The organism is Syntrophomonas erecta subsp. sporosyntropha (assembly GCF_055395365.1).
Map to the genome: position 1 here is coordinate 2,425,515 of NZ_AP042459.1, position 18,028 is coordinate 2,443,542.

Genomic DNA, 18,028 nt, shown 5'->3' on the forward strand with positions numbered 1-18,028 from the left:
GAAAACATGGCCAGAAGCTTAGTCACGATTGTATTAATAGCTGTTATCCTAGCCCTGTTAATTCCCATTACTACCGATATATTCATAAATCAGCCTGCTTTTACACCAGATAACCTGGTACAACTAGATGTAGTTTTTAAATAAAAGTATCAGTTAAGAGCGGTCCTGTCTAACAGGGCTGTTTTTTTATGTTACAATAGGTCATAAGTATGGAATTTGGGGAAAATCAATGAAAGAAAATAAATACAATGTCAATTTAATATTTAATGACCCTTCTCAGGAAGATAGTAATTATAATTACCGGGAAATAGAAAAAGTTTTTCCATGTTTAACTGGTGATGCGGCCGTATTTTCTCCCGTACCATCAGACTTAACTGCCTTAACCAATAACCAGATAATCCAGGGTGACAATTTAAAGACCCTACACTACTTGAATGATAACGGATACCAGAGTAGATTCGATCTTATCTATTTGGATCCGCCTTATTTTAGTGACAGTTACTACACTTCCAAAGTTATGGTCGGGAATGGTAGGCAGTCGTATCCTGTCCAGCGAACGGTGTTCAGTGATGTTTGGAAAGATGGAATGGCGGCTTATTTAGGTCAGTTGCGCCGGCGTTTGCTGGTTATTAAGGAATTACTCTCCCCTCAAGGGAACTTATTCGTTCACCTGGACTGGCATATCCATCATTATGTAAAGATAGTGTTGGATGAAGTATTTTCTCCGGATAATTTTATTAATGAAATTGTATGGTGTTATGGAGGAGGAAGTGCCTCTCGCCGCCATTTTCATCGTAAGCATGATATTATTCTCTGGTATGCTAAGACTGATAAATATATTTTTAATCCCCAGTACCGTCCTTATACACCAGGGACTCTACAGCGTGGTTTAACCAGGGTAAAAGGGGATAAGTACCGGCTGGATGAAAGGGGAGCTTTGATGCAAGACTGGTGGGTGGATATTAATAAAATATTGAGTCCTACTGCCTATGAAAATAAAAAGTTTCCTACCCAAAAACCAATGGCATTACTAAAAAGAATAGTATCGGCCGGTAGTAACCCGGGTAGTCTGGTAGGTGACTTTTATGCCGGGTCTGGAACAATGGCAGAAGTTTGTGAAGAAATTGATCGCAATTGGATAATTGCCGACTCCAGTCCGGTAGCCATACAAACAACCCTGCACCGGCTGCTGGAAATGGCGGCTCGTCCCTTCACCATTGCTTCGATAGAGGATAATAAGCCTAATGATAGCAGGCTGATAGTGACAGTGGAACGAATATCTCATAATGTCGAGTTAGATCGTCTTGATATACGTATTCTTGACTATCAGGTGGGAAACGAGCTGGAAGTGAATACTCCGGGAAAATTACTAATAGATTTATGGGAATTGGATCTGGACTGCTCCCAGGAAATCTTCTGTTCACAGGTACAGGTTGCCGGGCAATCATCAAAAAAAGGATATATTCTACCTTTGGAGTTAGCTGTTTTAGTTCCGGTTAACCAGAGCCCCCAGATTACTGTGAAAGTATGGGATATTTTCGGAAATAGCTGTTCAAAGTCTTTAAAAGCCTAAAAGTATAATATAAAACTCCCATTGGTGTCAGAACCAATGGGAGTTTTTTTAGGAGTGAAGACGATTTTGTTGAATTAAATGAGTAATATCTTCTTCCTTATTATCCAGGGGAAGCCATACATCTTCATAAACATTTTCATCCATTATATCTTCTTTGCGCAGAGGAATTTTAATCTTATTTTTTCTACGATGTAGAGGTTCAGAATGATATATTCTCATAACTGCCTCCTATAAAATAGTATTTTTTATTGACGGTTTTTAGCCATTTGATAACCTATCCAAAACACACCGGCGATGGCGGCAGTGTGCAAAACCCACCAACCATTTTCAAACATACTGAAAGACCCGGGATCAATACGGTCTTGATTAAACATTTTGCGGTTAAGGGAATTTTTATAATCTATAAGACCGGGAAACATTTGGAACCCTCCTTTACATATTTTATTACTAATATTTTTTCCGTTCTCTAATAAAAATGACCCGGTATATTTTGTAATGGCAAGTGCTAAATTTTGTAAATATACTTGCGCCTTATTGTTTTTTATGGTATCAATGGCTTTAGATATTTGGGGAGATGGGGGAACGGGAATGGATCTGCTGGAGAAGGCTTGCCTGGCCTGGTTGCATTCAGTGCCAGGTATAGGAAACCGCAGTTTATGGTGGATCAAAGAAAACTTTAAAAGTTTTGCCGTTTTTTTTAAGGCTGATAACAAGAGTTTACAACAAACACCTTTTAAGGCAGAAGTCATCGATTTTGTATTAAAAAGGCGGTTAAAGATTGACCCGGTTCATGAATTGGAAAAGTTGCTGGTTCAGGGATTTGATCTTATATGTTATGATGAAACCGCTTATCCTGGGTTATTACGTACTATACCCGATGCTCCGATTTTAATGTATTATCGGGGGGACCTGGCTGTTGCCGGTAACCTGTGTGTGGCCGTGGTAGGCTCACGTGCTGCGACCACCTATGGTAAAACCATGGCCAGAAAAATAGCCGGGCAGCTGGGAGAACTTAAAATAACCGTGGTAAGCGGAATGGCTAGGGGGATAGATACCCAGGCCCATCTAGGCGTACTGGAAAGTGGCGGTAAGACAATTGCCGTTCTCGGATCTGGCTTAGATGTAGTTTATCCCAAAGAGAATCGGGCATTGTTTGAAGATATAGGCTGTCGGGGTTTGGTATTAAGCGAATTTCCATTACATATGCCTCCGGAACCAGGTAATTTTCCCCGGCGTAACCGCATTATATCTGGTTTAAGCCAGGGGGTAATGGTGATAGAAGCTCGAAAAAAAAGTGGCGCTCTTATTACAGCTAATTTTGCCCTGGAACAGGGTAGGGATGTTTTTGCCTTACCAGGTCCGGTGACTAGTATGACAAGTCAGGGGACTAATGAACTTATAAAACAGGGGGCTATTCCGGTTACTGAAATAGAGGATATCATCAATGAATACCTGCATATTTTGCCTGGTGAGTGTTTACAATTACAGCAAGAAGTTTTACCGTTACTAGAGGACGAGGAGGCCAAAATAGTTGAACAGCTTGAATTTGACCCTTGTCATTTTGATTTGATTTTACGACAATCCGGTATGGAGATCGGCCAGTTGAGTACAATATTATTAAAACTAGAGTTAAAAGGCATAGTAAAATCTTTACCTGGTAATTACTATGTAAAGATTTAATAAACAGTAAGGGCACGGAGAGGTGATTTGTTTGGCGGTCAATACACTAGTTATAGTTGAGTCAGCAGCCAAAGCCAAAACCCTGGGTAAGTTTTTAGGTAAAGGGTATAAGGTTAAGGCTTCGGTGGGACACATTAAGGACCTGCCTAAAAGTAAGCTGGGTATAAATATCGAAAACGATTTTGAACCCCAGTATATTACCATACGGGGCAAAGGGGATTTGCTCAAAGAAATAAAAGACGAAGCCCAAAAAGCTAGTCGAGTTCTTTTAGCTACAGACCCTGACCGGGAAGGGGAAGCTATTGCCTGGCATCTGCAGAATGCCATTAAAATTGATCCAAATAGTAAGTGCCGGATTGAATTTCATGAGATAACCAAGGAGGCAGTTAAAAAAGCTATAAAAAATTCCCGCCCGATTGATATTGATCGGGTTAATGCCCAGCAAGCCCGCCGTGTTTTAGACCGGCTGGTGGGTTATAATTTAAGTCCTTTATTATGGAATAAAGTGCGTAAAGGATTAAGTGCGGGTCGAGTTCAGTCGGTAGTAGTCAGGTTAATTTGCCAGAGAGAAGAAGAAATCCGCGCTTTTAACCCTGAAGAATATTGGACCGTAGAGGTTTTAGTAGCTACTGATGATGGAAAGATCTTTAGTGCCCGTTTAACCGGGTTCCAAAATAAAAAGCTGGAAATAAAAAATGGGGAACAAAAGGATCAGATCGTTAAAGATCTGCAGGAACTTACTTTTAATGTATCCCGAATTGATAGAAAAGAAAAAAGGAAAAAGCCTAATGCTCCTTTTACCACCAGTACTATGCAACAGGAAGCTTCCCGACGCCTTAACTTTTATTCCCAGAGGACTATGCGGGTTGCCCAGGAATTGTACGAAGGACTGGAGATTGGTAAAGAAGGCACCGTAGGTTTAATCACCTATTTGCGTACTGATTCTACCCGGGTAGCAGCAGTAGCCCAGGAAGAAGCCTTGGGATTTATTAGTGAAAAATACGGTCCTGAATATGCTCCGCAGACTGCTAATGAGTATAAGACTAGAAAAACTTCCCAGGATGCCCATGAAGCTATTCGCCCTACTTCAGTTTTCCGTACCCCGGAAAGTGTTAAACCATTTCTAAGCCGGGATCAACATCGCTTGTATAAGCTTATATGGGAGCGTTTTGTTAGTAGTCAGATGATGCCAGCCGTATACGATACACTGGCAGTAGATATAGCTGCCGGTGATTACCAGTTAAGGGCAACTTCCTCCCAACTAAAATTTCCCGGTTATAAGAAGGTATATCAGGAACTGGAAGAAGATGAAGTAAAAAATCCTATTCCGGAACTAAAAAAAGGGCAGGTTTTAAATTTAGATGAAATTAAGCCCGAGCAACATTTTACCCAACCTCCTCCCAGGTTTACAGAAGCCAGCCTGGTTAAATTATTAGAGGAAAAAAACATCGGTCGCCCCAGTACTTATGCTCCTATAATTGATACTATACTTAAAAGGCATTATGTGGAGAGACAGAACAAACAGTTTGTTCCCACCGAATTGGGATTTATCGTAGTGGATCTGTTAAAACAAAATTTTCCTAATATAGTTGAGGTAGAGTTCACCGCTCATATGGAAGAGGAACTTGATCTGGTCGAAGAGGGACAGACGCAATGGAAAAAAGTAATCCGTGATTTTTATGAACCTTTTGCAGCTGATCTGGAAAAGGCGCAGGAACTGATAGAAAAAGTGGAAATACGTGACGAAGAGGCTGGTAAAGACTGTCCTGAATGCGGGCGACCACTGCTTATTAAATTTGGCCGATTTGGTAAATTTCTGGCTTGTTCTGGTTTTCCAGAGTGTCGTCATACTGAGTCTATTAATGAAGAAACCGGGGTCACCTGTCCCAAATGCAATGGTAGCATAGTGGCTTTAAAGACTAAAAAAGGACGTCGCTTTTTTGGGTGCAGCAATTACCCGGAATGCGATTTTCGTTCCTGGAACAAACCTACCGGGGAAAAATGTCCCCAGTGTGGAGATGCTATGGTAGAAAAAGCTAACCGTAACCGGGAACCAGAAATCATCTGTCAGAACAGTGAATGTAAGTATCGTCAAGAAGCGGGGATATGAATTTGGAAGTAGTCAACGTTATTGGTGGAGGCTTGGCCGGATGCGAAGCTGCCTACCGAATAGCCGAAGAAGGAATAAAGGTAAGATTATGGGAAATGCGGCCGGTTAAAAATACGCCAGTTCATCAAACTGGTGATCTGGCCGAACTAGTTTGCAGTAATTCGCTAAAATCCGAGCTGGAAGATAGTTCTCAGGGTTTATTAAAGCAAGAGATGAGTATTTTGCATTCCCTAGTACTTAGTTGTGCTAAGCAAGCCAGGGTTCCGGCTGGATCTGCTCTGGCGGTAGACCGTCAGCATTTTTCCCGGCTGGTTACAAAACAGGTAGTGTCTCATCCATTGATAGAAGTTATCCGCCAGGAGGTAGGTGAAATTCCCCGGGAAGGGATAACGGTTGTAGCTACTGGACCGTTGACCTCAGATGATTTGTCCGAACATATAGGTCTATTAACAGGTGAAGATAGTTTGTACTTTTATGATGCAGTAGCACCTAGTGTTACTGCCCAGAGCCTGGATGATAATAAAGTATTTCGGGCTTCCCGCTATGGGAAGGGAAGTGATGATTATCTGAACTGTCCCCTCAGCCGGCAGGAATATGAGCGTTTTCACCAGGAATTGGTAGAGGCAGATGTCAAAGAGGGCCATAGTATAGACAAAAGTGTGTTTTTCTCAGGTTGTACACCGATTGAAGTAATGGCTCGTCGCGGGGTTGACACACTGCGTTTTGGACCGATGCGTCCGGTAGGGTTGAGTATACCTGGTAGTGAAGAAAAACCCTATGCAGTTTTGCAGTTGCGCCAGGAGGATCGTGAAGGCAATGTGTTTGGTTTAGTGGGATTTCAGACCCGTTTGCGCTGGAGGGAACAGGACCGCATCTTGCGTCTTATTCCTGCTCTAAAAGAAGCAGAGTTTGTCCGGTATGGGGTAATGCATCGTAATACCTATATAAACAGTCCGCGGTTGCTTAACCTTTTCTTACAGATGAAAAACTATCCGGGACTGTTTTTTGCTGGTCAAATTACCGGGGTGGAAGGATATATGGAATCAGCCGCAACTGGTATAATTGCCGGTATTAATGCGGCCCGTCTTGTAAAAAAATTAGAGTTAGTCTCTCCTGGGCAATATACGATGCTAGGTTCCCTGATTAACTTTATTACTTCAGCTCAGGATAAAAATTTTCAGCCTATTAATGCTAATTTTGGCCTGCTTCCACCGCTGGAAATGAGAATTAAAGATAAACGGCAACGCTATCAGTTGTATGTAAAAAGAGCCTGGGCGGAAATGGATAAATTTTCTGAATCGTTATAACAACAGTTGTAAATTAATTATCCTTATGCTAGCATGGCTTTAGATGTAAGAAATAGAGGCGAAATAGCATGCTTTCTCAACATATTGAGGGTTTTCTCGACCATCTGCGGATTGAAAGAAGTGCTTCCAATCTCACATTAATCAGTTATCGGACTGATCTGATCCAGTTTTTTACCTTTCTGTCTCAAGAGTATGCTGTTCCCCAGCAAAGCATATCCACAAATCTCTTAAACCATAAATCAGTTCGCCAATATTTGGCCCAAATGCAGGAAAAAGGAATGAGTCGGGCAACTATGGCCAGAAAACTGGCTGCTTTACGTTCTTTTGTCCGCTATCTTTGCCGGGAAAATGTGTTGGAAAGTAACCCGATCGCGGCAGTAGCCACTCCTAAGCAGGATAAAAAACTCCCTAAATTTCTTTACCCGGTGGAGATGGAAGTGCTATTAGAGGCTCCTGATGTAAGTAAAACCATGGGCATTCGCGATAAAGCTATACTGGAAACGTTATATGCTACTGGTCTAAGGGTAAGTGAACTGACGGGTTTAAATGTGGACGATATATTTATTGACGAAGAACTGATTAAGGTGAGGGGGAAAGGCAACAAAGAAAGAATTGTTCCCTTAGGTAGTAAGGCCCGGGAAGGGATTAGTATATATCTTAGTCACAGTCGCCCCCTACTTCAGGCTAAGAATGCCACTGTTGATAATGCGGTTTTTCTAAATAAATATGGTAGCCGATTATCGGAACGGAGTGTCCGTAACATATTAAACAAGTATGTAGATCAGGTAGCATTAAACCAAAAGGTGAGTCCGCACACCTTGAGACATTCCTTTGCTACTCACCTTTTGAATGCGGGTGCGGATCTTCGCTCTGTTCAAGAACTGTTGGGACATGTTAAACTTTCTACCACCCAGATTTATACTCATTTAACCCGTGAAGATATAAAGACTATACATAATGATAAACACCCACGGAGGTAAGATATGTTTGAAGCTACGACTATTGTGGCGGTTCGAAAAGGAGACCAGACGGCCATGGCTGGTGATGGGCAGGTTACTTTTGGACAGAACACGATAATGAAACAAAACGCTAACAAGATTCGCCGGCTGTATGATGGCCATGTTGTGGCTGGTTTTGCCGGATCAGTGGCAGATGCCTTTACCCTGTTTGCCAAATTTGAAGAAAAACTTAAGCAGGCCGGGGGGAATTTAACCAAGGCAGCGGTAGAGATTGCCAAAGAATGGCGTTCTGACCGGGTTTTGCGCAGGTTAGAAGCACTTTTACTGGTAGCTGACCGGGAAAAAATATTTATTATTTCCGGGAATGGGGAGCTTATAGAACCGGATGAGGGAATTGCGGCCATTGGATCCGGTGCACCCTATGCCCTGGCAGCAGCTCGTGCGCTGTACCGGTTTACTGATCTGGACGCTGGTGAGATTGTCCAACAGGCCATGAATATAGCGTCGGAAATATGTATATATACTAATGACCATATAAATGTAGAAGTGATTGAATAGAGGTAAAGGAGATTGGTGCATTGGCAGAGTTAACCCCCCGGGAAGTAGTTGCGGAGCTGGATAAGTATATTGTCGGGCAGCAGGAGGCTAAGAAAGCAGTAGCCATAGCTTTGCGCAATCGTTATCGCCGCAAATTACTGACTGATGAAATGAAAGAAGAAATTTACCCTAAAAACATCATTATGATAGGTTCTACTGGTGTAGGTAAAACTGAAATTGCACGCCGTTTGGCTAAACTAGTTAAAGCCCCCTTTATAAAGGTGGAAGCCAGTAAGTTTACTGAGGTCGGTTATGTAGGTCGGGATGTAGACTCCATGGTTCGCGATCTAGTTGAGACGGCTATACGCATGGTAAAACAGGAAAAGATGGAAGAAGTGGAAGAAAAGGCGGCACGACTGGCGGAAGAGCGTATCGTTGACTGTATTCTTCCTCTTCCCCAAAGGAAAAGTAAAGCAGTTAAGACCCCCTTTGATTTTTTGTTTGGTCAGAATAATGAACCGCAAGATGGAGATGAAAATTATGCCCTGCGCTTAAAAGAGATAGAACAAAAGCGGGAAATTATAAAGCAAAAGCTATCGCGATGGGAACTGGAAGATGAGTTTATAGAAATAGAAGTGGAAGAGAAAACCCCTTCTTTTATGGAGGTGTTTTCTGGTTCGGGAGTAGAAGAGATGGGTATCAATATGCAGGATATGTTTGGCAATCTGATCCCGAAAAAAAAGAAAAAAAGAAAGGTAAGAATTAGTGAAGCCAGAAAAATTCTTACTGATGAAGAAGCTCAGGGCCTTATTGATATAGACGAAGTTCATCGGCAGGCTATTTGCAGGGTAGAAGAGGATGGTATTATTTTTCTGGACGAGATTGATAAAATAGCCGGACAGGAGGGTAGCTATGGACCGGATGTTTCCCGGGGTGGAGTGCAAAGAGACATATTACCCATAGTGGAAGGCTCAACCGTAATGACTAAATATGGACCGGTAAAAACCGACCACATCCTCTTTATAGCAGCGGGAGCTTTTCATGTTAGCAAACCCTCTGATTTAATTCCCGAACTGCAAGGTAGATTTCCGATTAGGGTAGAGTTGGAGAGCTTAAGCCGGGAAGATTTAAGGAGGATTTTTACCGAACCTCATAATTCACTTATTAAACAGTATGTAGCTCTTTTGTCGACCGAAAAGGTTCGGGTATCCTTTACCGAGGAGGCTATTGATTATATTGCTGATACGGCTTATGAAGTGAATGCCAGGACTGAAAACATTGGTGCGCGCAGGTTGCATACCATAATGGAAAAAGTACTGGAAGATCTGCTATTTGACGCTCCTCAACTCAGTGGACAGGAAATAGAAATTGATGCAGCCTTTGTTATGGAAAAACTGAAAAAGATTATTGAGGATGAGGACTTAAGCAGGTATGTTTTGTAGGAGGTTGTACAGGTGGCAAAATCTCTATTAGAAAAATCCCGGGCCATTAATAAGATTTTGCAAAAAATCAGTGGTAACCCGGTGGATTTTTTCGAAATGGCAGAAGTACTATCTAGTAATCTGGAATGCAGTGTTTTTATTGTGGGGCGAAGGGGTCAATTAGTCGGATATGCCTTTGCCAAAGGCGGAGATTGTACGCAGATAGAGTATTTAATTAGTCATGCAGAACGATTTCCGGAAAGTTTTAACCAGGACCTGGTAAAAATTCACCAGACTATGACTAACCTTACCTTACCAGAAGGAAATAAATGCATATTTAACATTGAAGATCTTGGATGTGATTGTTCAAAGCGTATATGGTCGATAACCCCTGTGTATGGTGGGGCTAATCGTATTGGTACACTAATTTTGATGCGTAAAAGTACGGCTTTTACGGAAGAAGATATTGTGCTGGCCGAGTATGGGGCCATCGTAGTTGCTAATGAAATTATGCGCATGCAGGCGGAAAGAACTGAAGAAGAAGCGCGGAATAAGGCTTCAGTACAAATTGCCCTGGCTACGCTTTCTTATTCAGAAAGGGAAGCTATTGAACATGTTCTGGCCGAACTAAATGGAAAAGAAGGATTGCTGGTAGCCAGCCGTATTGCTGATAAAGTCGGTGTTACCAGATCGGTTATTGTTAGTGCACTGCGAAAATTTGAAAGTGCCGGGGTTATAGAATCTCGCTCCCTGGGTATGAAAGGAACTTACATAAAAGTATTAAACGATTATTTGTTTAAAGAACTTGAAAAATAATTGCCTGCTTAAGTTAAGAAGAACTTAGGATGTAGGAGAACAATCATCTTAATCTATAAACTTATCTCACTGTATAAATCATCACTTAGAAGCAGTTAAGCACATTAAAAACTTAACTACATAACTAAGGGGGGCGGGTTGTTCACCGGGCAGGTGGGAAACATCTGGTAAGGCATAAGCAGCCCAAAGATATAACTTGGATATAAGGACATAATTAAACAGTATTGGTAAAAGTAGTAGGTAATATTTAATTTAACAATACTGTCATAGTAATTTCCGTATTAATATTATAATATCAATAGTAAAATTTTGATGGCTAACCAACTTGGTTAGTCATTAATTTTTGCCCTTTTAATAAAAAGCAGCGCTTCCATTTAGTGCCATAAGCGTGAGCTATTAACATCAGCAATGGTTTCCCTCTTAGTCCCTACTATTACACTACTTTTTTACCATCCTATTAGTAAATAGCCCCTTTTGCCGATATAATCTTATGTGTGAAGCAACTATAATTTTGTCATAAGCAGGAATTCATATAACAAAAGTCGAAGGTTTTCGACCAGGAGGTGGGAATTTGTTGGATAAGTTATTAAATTCCTCCACCCAGTGGTGGTTGCAAAAATCTATGGATGCAACTGAACTTCGAAACCGGGTTATAGCAGACAACATTGCTAATGTAGATACTCCAGGATATAAACGCCGGGAAGTAATTTTCGAAGAAAAACTTAAAAATGTCCTACAAAGTGACATAACTCATGATAAACTTAGAATGACTAATGGTAGACATATCCAGGTAAAGGATCAGATAGTGGATGCCCGGCCTGAGATACAGGCCTTAAACCACATCAGCTATCGTAATGATAAAAATAATGTAGATATCGATGGGGAAACAGCTCAGTTGGCTAAAAATAAAATATTATACGATGCTCTGGCTCAGAGTATGAGTCAGGAGATTCGCTTATTACGAATGGCTATTACTGGAAGGAGTTAAAAATGTCATTTCTAAGCAGTATTGATATAAGTGCCTCAGGGCTTACTGCCCAGCGCTTGAGGATGGATACCATTGCTAATAATATGGCTAATGTGGAATCTACCCGGACTGAAAATGGGAGAGGGCCTTATCGCAGACAGGTAGTAGTTTTTGAGTCGCGCCAAACCCTACCGAGTAAAAAGGGATTTGCCGGTATACTAAATAAACAGATGGGAACTATGGGCCAGGGGGTCAGGGTAAAAGAAATTAGGGAAATTAGCGAAAATGAATCCCCTTTCCGAAGGGTTTATGATCCCTCTCATCCTGATGCGGATCAGCAGGGTTATGTGAATTATCCTAATGTTAATATTGTCGAAGAAATGATTAATATGATATCTGCTACCCGTTCTTATGAAGCCAATGCCCGGGTGATAGAGGCAACTAAATCCATGGCTTTACGGGCTCTGGATATTGGTAAATAGGGGGTGGTTCTATGAGATTGGATGTTGTTAGCGGCAGTTTGTTTAAAACACTAGCCTCGGAAGGGACACAAGCATCTTCTTCCCAGCAAACGGTAGAAAAGGCCGGTAGTTTTAGCAGTTATCTTTCTGAAGCTTTAAAAGAAGTTGATCATTTACAAAAACAGGCTTCATTTAATGCTGAACAACTGGTTTTAGGTAATGAGGATTTTCTCCATAACACAGTCATCGCTTATGAAAAGGCAAGTTTGGCTCTACAGCTTACTTTAGAAATACGTAATCGGATGGTAGAAGCATATCAGGAAATTATGCGCATGCAAATGTAGCAGTGTTTGGCGGGGAGTTGGGAAATGGAGACATTTATTAATAATCTCAGGCAAGTGGGGCAGCGCCTTAAAGAAACCTGGTCCAGGTTAACCTTGAACCAGAAAGTGCTTGGTGTTGGGGTAGTCATGCTCCTGATAATCAGTCTGCTGATTTTATTTTTCCGCAGTAGTAGTGGACCAGCCTACGAAACCTTATATACTGATTTGCAGGAAAAGGATGCTGCGGCTATTGTAAATAAACTGGAGGAAGAAAAAATAGAGTATAAGTTGGAAGACAACGGTACCACCATTCTTGTTCCTTCTGATTATAAATATAGCACCCGTTTGAAATTGGCCGGTGAAAACCTACCGCGCGGACAGGCCGGGTTCGAATTATTCCATGAAAGTGGTTTTGGGGAAACCCAAACTGACAAAAAAGTAAAGTATCAGGAAGCACTACAAGGAGAACTGGCGCGTACTATCCAGGCACTGGATAAAGTAAAGGCAGCCAATGTGATGTTGGCTTTGCCGGAACAATCTCTTTTTTCTGATAACGAACAAGCAGTTAAAGCCTCAGTAGTTGTACGTACTAATGAGGGTGATAGTTTAACCACTAAAGAGGTTCAGGGAATCATACATTTGGTGTCTAACAGTGTGGAACGGTTGGATCCGGAAAATGTAGTGATTGTAGACCAATATGGCCATATGCTATCGGAAAATCTTCCTGATAGTACCAGCAATATGACCGAAGTAGTTAAAATGCAGATGGCTATGAAAAAGGATTTTGAGAAAGAAAAGGAAAAAGCCATCCAAACCATGCTCGATAAAACACTGGGTAAAGATAATTCGGTAGTACGAGTTAATGCCGAACTTAATTTTGACAGTCGTGAGCAAAAAGACGAAAAATATACCCATGATGATAAAGGACCTTTCGTTCGCAGTGAAGAGATTATTAAGGAATCGGGAACAGACAGCAGCAATCCAGCTGCGGGTATTCCCGGTACCGATAATAACATTCCCCAGTATACAGAGACTGATAATCAAACAGCCTCATCAAATTGGGATAAAAGCAGCAAAACCCGTAACTACGAATTAAATAGGACCGAAACCGTTACCAAATTTTCTGTAGGTGATGTTAACTACGATCACCTGACAGTATCTGTTCTAGTTAATAATACGAGTGCTCAGCAGGCAAAACTGGGGGAGAGTGATGAGGAAAAAATAGCCAATATTCGCAGCATTGTGGCAACCGCCTGCGGATTAAAGGGAAATAGGCTAGATGAGAATGTAAGCTTGGAGGATAGTATTTCGGTAGCATTTATAGATTTTTACACCCAGCCCCAACCGGAAGAGGATTCCATGGGAACTTTAAATCGGATGCTGGCTTCGCCTAAGACTCCATGGGCGGCAGCAGCCTTAAGCCTGGCTATCATCCTGGTGCTTTTCATCTTTTGGCGTCGTAGACACATGGATCAGGATGAACCGGAATCTTCTGAATTTGAAGCTGTGGTTGAGGATGAAATTCGTATCGAGGATCTGATCGATAAAAACCTGACCCCAGAGGAAAAGGAAAAGCAGAAAATCAAAATGGAAATAGACCATATGATTGAGGAAAATCCAGAAAATGCTGCCCAGGTAGTTAAAACCTGGTTAGCTGAGGATTAGAGGTGAGGGATTAAATTGGCTACTGGTATGCGCAGAACTATGACGGGTAAGCAAAAAGCAGCCAATCTGCTTATTTTTTTAGGTCCAGAGAAATCAGCTCAAATATTTAAATATCTTAATGAAGAGGAGATAGAACAGCTTACTCTGGAAATTGCTAATATAAGGCAGGTTCCTACTGAAAAGATGGATGATATATACCGGGAGTTTTTCGAAATGTGCCTGGCCAGACAATACATAGGACAGGGTGGTATTAATTATGCCAAAGAAGTTCTTGAACGAGCCTATGGTGAGGAGAAAACCATGGAAATCATTGGGAGGATCTCAGCCAGCCTGCAGGTACGTCCCTTTGATTTTATGCGCAAGACCGAACCATCCCAGTTGTTAAACTTTATCCAGGCAGAGCACCCGCAGACCATAGCCTTGATTCTGGCTTATCTCGATCCTGAAAAGGCATCCTTAATATTGTCTGCTTTACCTCCGGACCGGCAGGCTGAGGTGGCGAAACGTATTGCCATCATGGATACTACTTCCCCAGAAGTAATTAAAGAAGTGGAAAGGGTTTTAGAACGAAAGCTATCCACGATAGCACCCCAGGAACTGACTGATGCTGGTGGGGTAAAATCAGTAGTTGAAATAATAAATCGGGTAGACCGGGGGACGGAAAAAACGATTATGGAAGCACTGGAGGTTCAGGATCCGGAATTGGCTGAAGAAATTAAAAAGCTGATGTTTGTCTTTGAAGATATCGTAATGATAGATAACCGTTCGATTCAGAGAGTGTTAAGAGAGGTAGAATCTCAGGATCTGGCTCTGGCTCTAAAAGGGGCTAGCAGTGAAGTGGCTGAAAAAATATTCTCGAATATGTCTTCCCGAGCTGCTGAAATGCTCCGTGAAGATATTGAGTTTATGGGACCAGTACGTTTGCGTGATGTCGAAGAGGCTCAGCAGCGTATTGTAAACATTATTCGCCGTCTGGAGGATACCGGAGAGATTGTAGTAGCACGTGGCGGAGGGGATGAAGTGATTGTCTAGGGTTATAAAAAGATCAAATTTGACCCTGGTGGAACCTCGAGTCATCCACCTGCCTGAATTGGCGGAAATAACAGATAATACCAGGGAAACTCCTAAGCCTCCTACACCTGATAATGGCAGCAACAGGGGTGAAGTGGCGACCGTCCAAGAGGAAGCCAGCCGGATACTTAAGGAAACTGAGCAAATGGTTATGGAACTCTTGCAGAAAGCCAGGGATGAGGCTCATGAGATTATTAATAATGCCCAGGACGAGGCAGATTTAATATTGTCACAGGCTCTTGAAGAGGCCGGAAAAATCAAATCCGATGCCCAAAAAAAAGGCTATGAAGAAGGGTTACGCCGTGCCCATCAGGAAATCGAAGCTGATCGCCAGCAAGCTTTGCAGCAGAGCCAGCAAATCGTAGCTAAAGCACGCCAAACTAAACTAGACATGTTTAAATCCTGCGAATCTGATATGGTACGTTTAGTTATGGCTGTGGCCCGGCGGATAGTTGCGGGAGAGTTGGTTACTAACCCTGATTTTATTATTAATATTATCAGAGAGGCTATCGATTATATTGAAGGTTCCGAAAATATTACTGTTTATGTTAATACAGATGATGTGGAGCGAGTGCTCCAATTTATGGAGCAGGAAAGCCTAACCAAGGTGGGAAATAATGATGAATCCATAGAGGTTAAAGGGGATAGCCGTATAGCAGCCGGCGGGTGCATTATTGAAAGTGATGCCGGAGTGGTAGATGCCTGTCTGGAAACTCGTAAGAGGAGTTTAGAAAAGGCGGTTCAGGATGTGCTGATAGATGAATGAGCCGAGATCTCTTAATATTAGCAAATTTATGGATGCTCTGGAAAAGGCCCCTACCTGCCAACTAAAAGGGCGTATATCTCAGGCTATAGGTTTGACCCTGGAAGCAGTAGGACCGAAACTTTCTTTAGGTGAGTTGTGCTATGTAAAGAATAATTACACCCAGCAGGAGTATATACCAGCTGAGGTAGTCGGGTTTAGAGACCACAAAACTTTATTAATGCCCTTAGGAAATTTGGAAGGTATTGGACCGGGTAGTGAACTAACTGCTACGGGAACTACTTTGCGAGTAAGAGTAGGTCCCGAGCTTATTGGTCGGGTTTTAAATGGACTGGGAGAGCCTATCGATGCAGCGGGTCGTATTAAAACCCAAACCACCTATCCCGTTATTAATCAGCCGCCTAACCCTTTGGAGCGCAAAAGAGTAGCAGAAATCCTTCCGGTAGGGGTAAAGGCTATTGATGGATTGATTACAGTAGGTAAAGGTCAGCGCCTGGGTATTCTGGCTGGAAGTGGTGTGGGCAAAAGTACTTTAATGGGTATGATAGCCCGCAATACAGAGGCTGATATAAACGTAATTGCCCTGATCGGTGAAAGGGGACGGGAAGTAAGGGATTTCCTGGAAAGGGATCTGGGGGAAGAAGGTCTAAAAAGATCGGTGGTTATAGTGGCCACTTCTGACCAACCGGCACTAGTCAGATTAAAGGGGGCTTTTGTAGCTACCAGTATAGCAGAATACTTTCGTGACCAGGGATTAGATGTTCTTCTGCTTATGGATTCTGTAACTCGTTTTGCCCTGGCTCAGCGAGAGGTGGGGTTAGCGATTGGAGAACCTCCTGCTACCAGAGGATATACGCCTTCAGTTTTCGCTTTATTACCACGCCTTCTAGAAAGGGCAGGTACTTCTGATAAGGGGACTATCACCGGATTATATACAGTTCTGGTGGAAGGTGACGACATGAATGAACCCATTACCGATGCAGTCCGGGGAATAGTAGATGGACACATAGCTTTAGACCGTGGCCTGGCGGCGATGAACATATACCCGGCGATAGATATTGCTAACAGCATAAGTAGAGTAATGATTGATATTGTTACTGAGGAACATCTAAAAATGGCTAACCGTTTTCGAAGCCTCTTGGCCACCTATGAGGAAGCCCGTGATCTGATTGATATAGGGGCCTATAAAAAAGGTTCGAACCCAGGTATTGATGAGTCAATTGAGCACATTGATAAGTGTCGTGATTTTATCTGCCAGGGCATTTATGAAGAAGCTAATTTTAACGATACTTTAAATAAACTTCAACAAGTAGTCAGGTAGGGATATTATATGAAGCCATTTTGTTTTCGCCTGCAAACTAAACTGGACATTACCAGGCATATGCAGCAACTGGCCCAAGAAAATTTGCAGAGGCATATAAACAACCGTAATCTAATACTGGCCCATTTACAGCAGGTGGAAAGAAAAATTAATCTTGTGGAGCAATCTTTACGAAATATAGAACAGTACCAGTTTATACCCCGTTTAATGATACATAAGGATTACCTGGACCAGCAGAGGAAAAAAAGCAAGGATATAAAGGAACGATTGTTTCGGGAGAAAGAAAAAGTTGAGACAGCCCGGCAAGCTCTACTTGAAAAAGTAAAAGAAACCCGGACCCTGGAAAGGTTACGAGAAAAAGAATGGCAGGAATACCTTTACGAGGTGCAGCGGGAAGAGCAAAAGATTATTGATGAATTGGCGACTAGTCGCCGCCGGGAACCATTCATTTAATTAAGTAGGAGAAGTCTATGAATAAGCCTTTTAAAGCTATTATTTTAGGTATACTGGCTTTGCTTCTGATGGGAGGGGGTTATGGGCTCCTGGTATATTTTAACCTGGTCAAAGGCCCGGCAGTGTTACTGGACCTTCCAGTGGTGGGTTCCAAATTGGGTCAAGATTCCCCTGCCAGGACTTTATCTGATCCTTTAATCGAAGAAAACCAGAAGTTAAAAGATCGTATCGCCAGCCGGGAAAAACAGATCACTAAACTGGAGAAAAAGTCGGCGGATTTTGAAAAGCAATGGAAACGATCAGAAATAGAACGGGAGAACTTACAAGAAGAAATGGCCGGCCTAAATGACCAAATTCAGGAGCTGAAAGCTTCCCCAACTGGTAAACAGATGACTTACCAAGATATGGCACGTTACTATGCGGAAATGAAAACTCAAGATGCCGCTGATATATTAACCCGTTTAAGTGATGAGGATATTATCGGAATACTTACGGCTATGGAAAGTGACCAGGCAGCAGAAATTTTACAAAAGATGAATCATGATCGTGCGGCTGCTATTACTAAAAAAATGTTGAATGTTTCCTCCTAAGAATACATGCC

At 42.1% G+C, this 18,028-nt stretch carries 20 protein-coding genes; 18 read left to right on the forward strand and 2 right to left on the reverse strand.

Features of this window, described 5'->3' with window-relative positions; translation table 11 throughout:
* Positions 1-6: 6 nt before the first annotated feature.
* On the forward strand, positions 7-144 hold the full coding sequence (locus ACZ5Q0_RS11820) for a hypothetical protein (RefSeq protein ID WP_446820538.1): 138 nt from the start codon (positions 7-9) through the stop codon (positions 142-144).
* Between the two features lie 85 nt (positions 145-229).
* On the forward strand, positions 230-1,573 hold the full coding sequence (locus ACZ5Q0_RS11825) for a DNA methyltransferase (RefSeq protein ID WP_446820537.1): 1,344 nt from the start codon (positions 230-232) through the stop codon (positions 1,571-1,573).
* A 48-nt stretch (positions 1,574-1,621) separates the two neighbouring features.
* Here the strand turns inward: ACZ5Q0_RS11825 and ACZ5Q0_RS11830 are convergent, their stop codons facing one another.
* Together ACZ5Q0_RS11830 and ACZ5Q0_RS11835 are read right to left on the reverse strand one after the other, a co-directional pair.
* Positions 1,622-1,792 (reverse strand): hypothetical protein, encoded by a 171-nt coding sequence (locus ACZ5Q0_RS11830; RefSeq protein WP_446820536.1) that lies wholly within the window; start codon positions 1,790-1,792, stop codon positions 1,622-1,624.
* 26 nt (positions 1,793-1,818) lie between these two features.
* Positions 1,819-1,992: a hypothetical protein gene (locus ACZ5Q0_RS11835; RefSeq protein WP_446820535.1), complete on the reverse strand. Its 174-nt coding sequence runs from the start codon at positions 1,990-1,992 to the stop codon at positions 1,819-1,821.
* Between the two features lie 133 nt (positions 1,993-2,125).
* Between ACZ5Q0_RS11835 and dprA the strand changes: the two genes are divergently transcribed.
* The 16 genes from dprA (at position 2,126) to ACZ5Q0_RS11915 (ending at position 18,017) form a co-directional block, all read left to right on the forward strand.
* A complete protein-coding gene (dprA, locus tag ACZ5Q0_RS11840; protein WP_464827152.1) occupies positions 2,126-3,253 on the forward strand; it encodes a DNA-processing protein DprA in 1,128 nt (375 codons plus the stop codon).
* 31 nt (positions 3,254-3,284) lie between these two features.
* The gene (gene topA, locus ACZ5Q0_RS11845; protein ID WP_446820533.1) at positions 3,285-5,363 is read left to right on the forward strand and encodes a type I DNA topoisomerase; all 2,079 of its coding nucleotides are present in this window, start codon (positions 3,285-3,287) and stop codon (positions 5,361-5,363) included.
* The gene (gene trmFO / locus ACZ5Q0_RS11850) at positions 5,360-6,670 is read left to right on the forward strand and encodes a methylenetetrahydrofolate--tRNA-(uracil(54)-C(5))-methyltransferase (FADH(2)-oxidizing) TrmFO (RefSeq protein WP_446820532.1); all 1,311 of its coding nucleotides are present in this window, start codon (positions 5,360-5,362) and stop codon (positions 6,668-6,670) included. The genes topA and trmFO overlap by 4 nt, the downstream gene beginning before the upstream one ends.
* Positions 6,671-6,738: 68 nt before the next feature.
* The gene (gene xerC / locus ACZ5Q0_RS11855; protein WP_447182571.1) at positions 6,739-7,650 is read left to right on the forward strand and encodes a tyrosine recombinase XerC; all 912 of its coding nucleotides are present in this window, start codon (positions 6,739-6,741) and stop codon (positions 7,648-7,650) included.
* Between the two features lie 3 nt (positions 7,651-7,653).
* Positions 7,654-8,187: an ATP-dependent protease subunit HslV gene (gene hslV, locus ACZ5Q0_RS11860; protein ID WP_446820530.1), complete on the forward strand. Its 534-nt coding sequence runs from the start codon at positions 7,654-7,656 to the stop codon at positions 8,185-8,187.
* Between the two features lie 20 nt (positions 8,188-8,207).
* Positions 8,208-9,608, forward strand: a complete 1,401-nt coding sequence (hslU, locus tag ACZ5Q0_RS11865) for an ATP-dependent protease ATPase subunit HslU (RefSeq protein WP_446820529.1) — start codon at positions 8,208-8,210, stop codon at positions 9,606-9,608.
* Positions 9,609-9,620: 12 nt separating this feature from the next.
* Entirely contained in the window at positions 9,621-10,403 is a 783-nt protein-coding gene (gene codY / locus ACZ5Q0_RS11870; RefSeq protein ID WP_446820528.1) for a GTP-sensing pleiotropic transcriptional regulator CodY, read from the forward strand.
* A 574-nt stretch (positions 10,404-10,977) separates the two neighbouring features.
* Positions 10,978-11,391, forward strand: coding sequence for a flagellar basal body rod protein FlgB (gene flgB / locus ACZ5Q0_RS11875; RefSeq protein WP_446820526.1), 414 nt, complete (start codon positions 10,978-10,980; stop codon positions 11,389-11,391).
* A 2-nt stretch (positions 11,392-11,393) separates the two neighbouring features.
* Positions 11,394-11,852 carry a flagellar basal body rod protein FlgC gene (gene flgC, locus ACZ5Q0_RS11880; protein WP_446820524.1) on the forward strand — a complete coding sequence of 153 codons (459 nt, stop codon included), beginning with the start codon at positions 11,394-11,396 and terminating at the stop codon, positions 11,850-11,852.
* A gap of 11 nt (positions 11,853-11,863) precedes the next feature.
* Positions 11,864-12,175 (forward strand): flagellar hook-basal body complex protein FliE, encoded by a 312-nt coding sequence (fliE, locus tag ACZ5Q0_RS11885; RefSeq protein WP_446820523.1) that lies wholly within the window; start codon positions 11,864-11,866, stop codon positions 12,173-12,175.
* Positions 12,176-12,199: 24 nt separating this feature from the next.
* On the forward strand, positions 12,200-13,819 hold the full coding sequence (fliF, locus tag ACZ5Q0_RS11890) for a flagellar basal-body MS-ring/collar protein FliF (protein ID WP_446820522.1): 1,620 nt from the start codon (positions 12,200-12,202) through the stop codon (positions 13,817-13,819).
* Positions 13,820-13,846: 27 nt separating this feature from the next.
* Entirely contained in the window at positions 13,847-14,851 is a 1,005-nt protein-coding gene (fliG, locus tag ACZ5Q0_RS11895) for a flagellar motor switch protein FliG (RefSeq protein ID WP_446820756.1), read from the forward strand.
* Positions 14,844-15,656: a FliH/SctL family protein gene (locus tag ACZ5Q0_RS11900; RefSeq protein ID WP_446820520.1), complete on the forward strand. Its 813-nt coding sequence runs from the start codon at positions 14,844-14,846 to the stop codon at positions 15,654-15,656. Before fliG ends, ACZ5Q0_RS11900 begins: the two co-directional genes overlap by 8 nt.
* Positions 15,649-16,974, forward strand: coding sequence for a flagellar protein export ATPase FliI (gene fliI / locus ACZ5Q0_RS11905; RefSeq protein ID WP_446820519.1), 1,326 nt, complete (start codon positions 15,649-15,651; stop codon positions 16,972-16,974). Before ACZ5Q0_RS11900 ends, fliI begins: the two co-directional genes overlap by 8 nt.
* Positions 16,975-16,983: 9 nt before the next feature.
* Complete coding sequence (locus ACZ5Q0_RS11910) at positions 16,984-17,427, forward strand: flagellar export protein FliJ (protein WP_446820518.1); 444 nt, start codon at positions 16,984-16,986, stop codon at positions 17,425-17,427.
* 17 nt (positions 17,428-17,444) lie between these two features.
* Positions 17,445-18,017 carry a MotE family protein gene (locus tag ACZ5Q0_RS11915; protein WP_446820517.1) on the forward strand — a complete coding sequence of 191 codons (573 nt, stop codon included), beginning with the start codon at positions 17,445-17,447 and terminating at the stop codon, positions 18,015-18,017.
* Positions 18,018-18,028 lie beyond the last annotated feature (11 nt).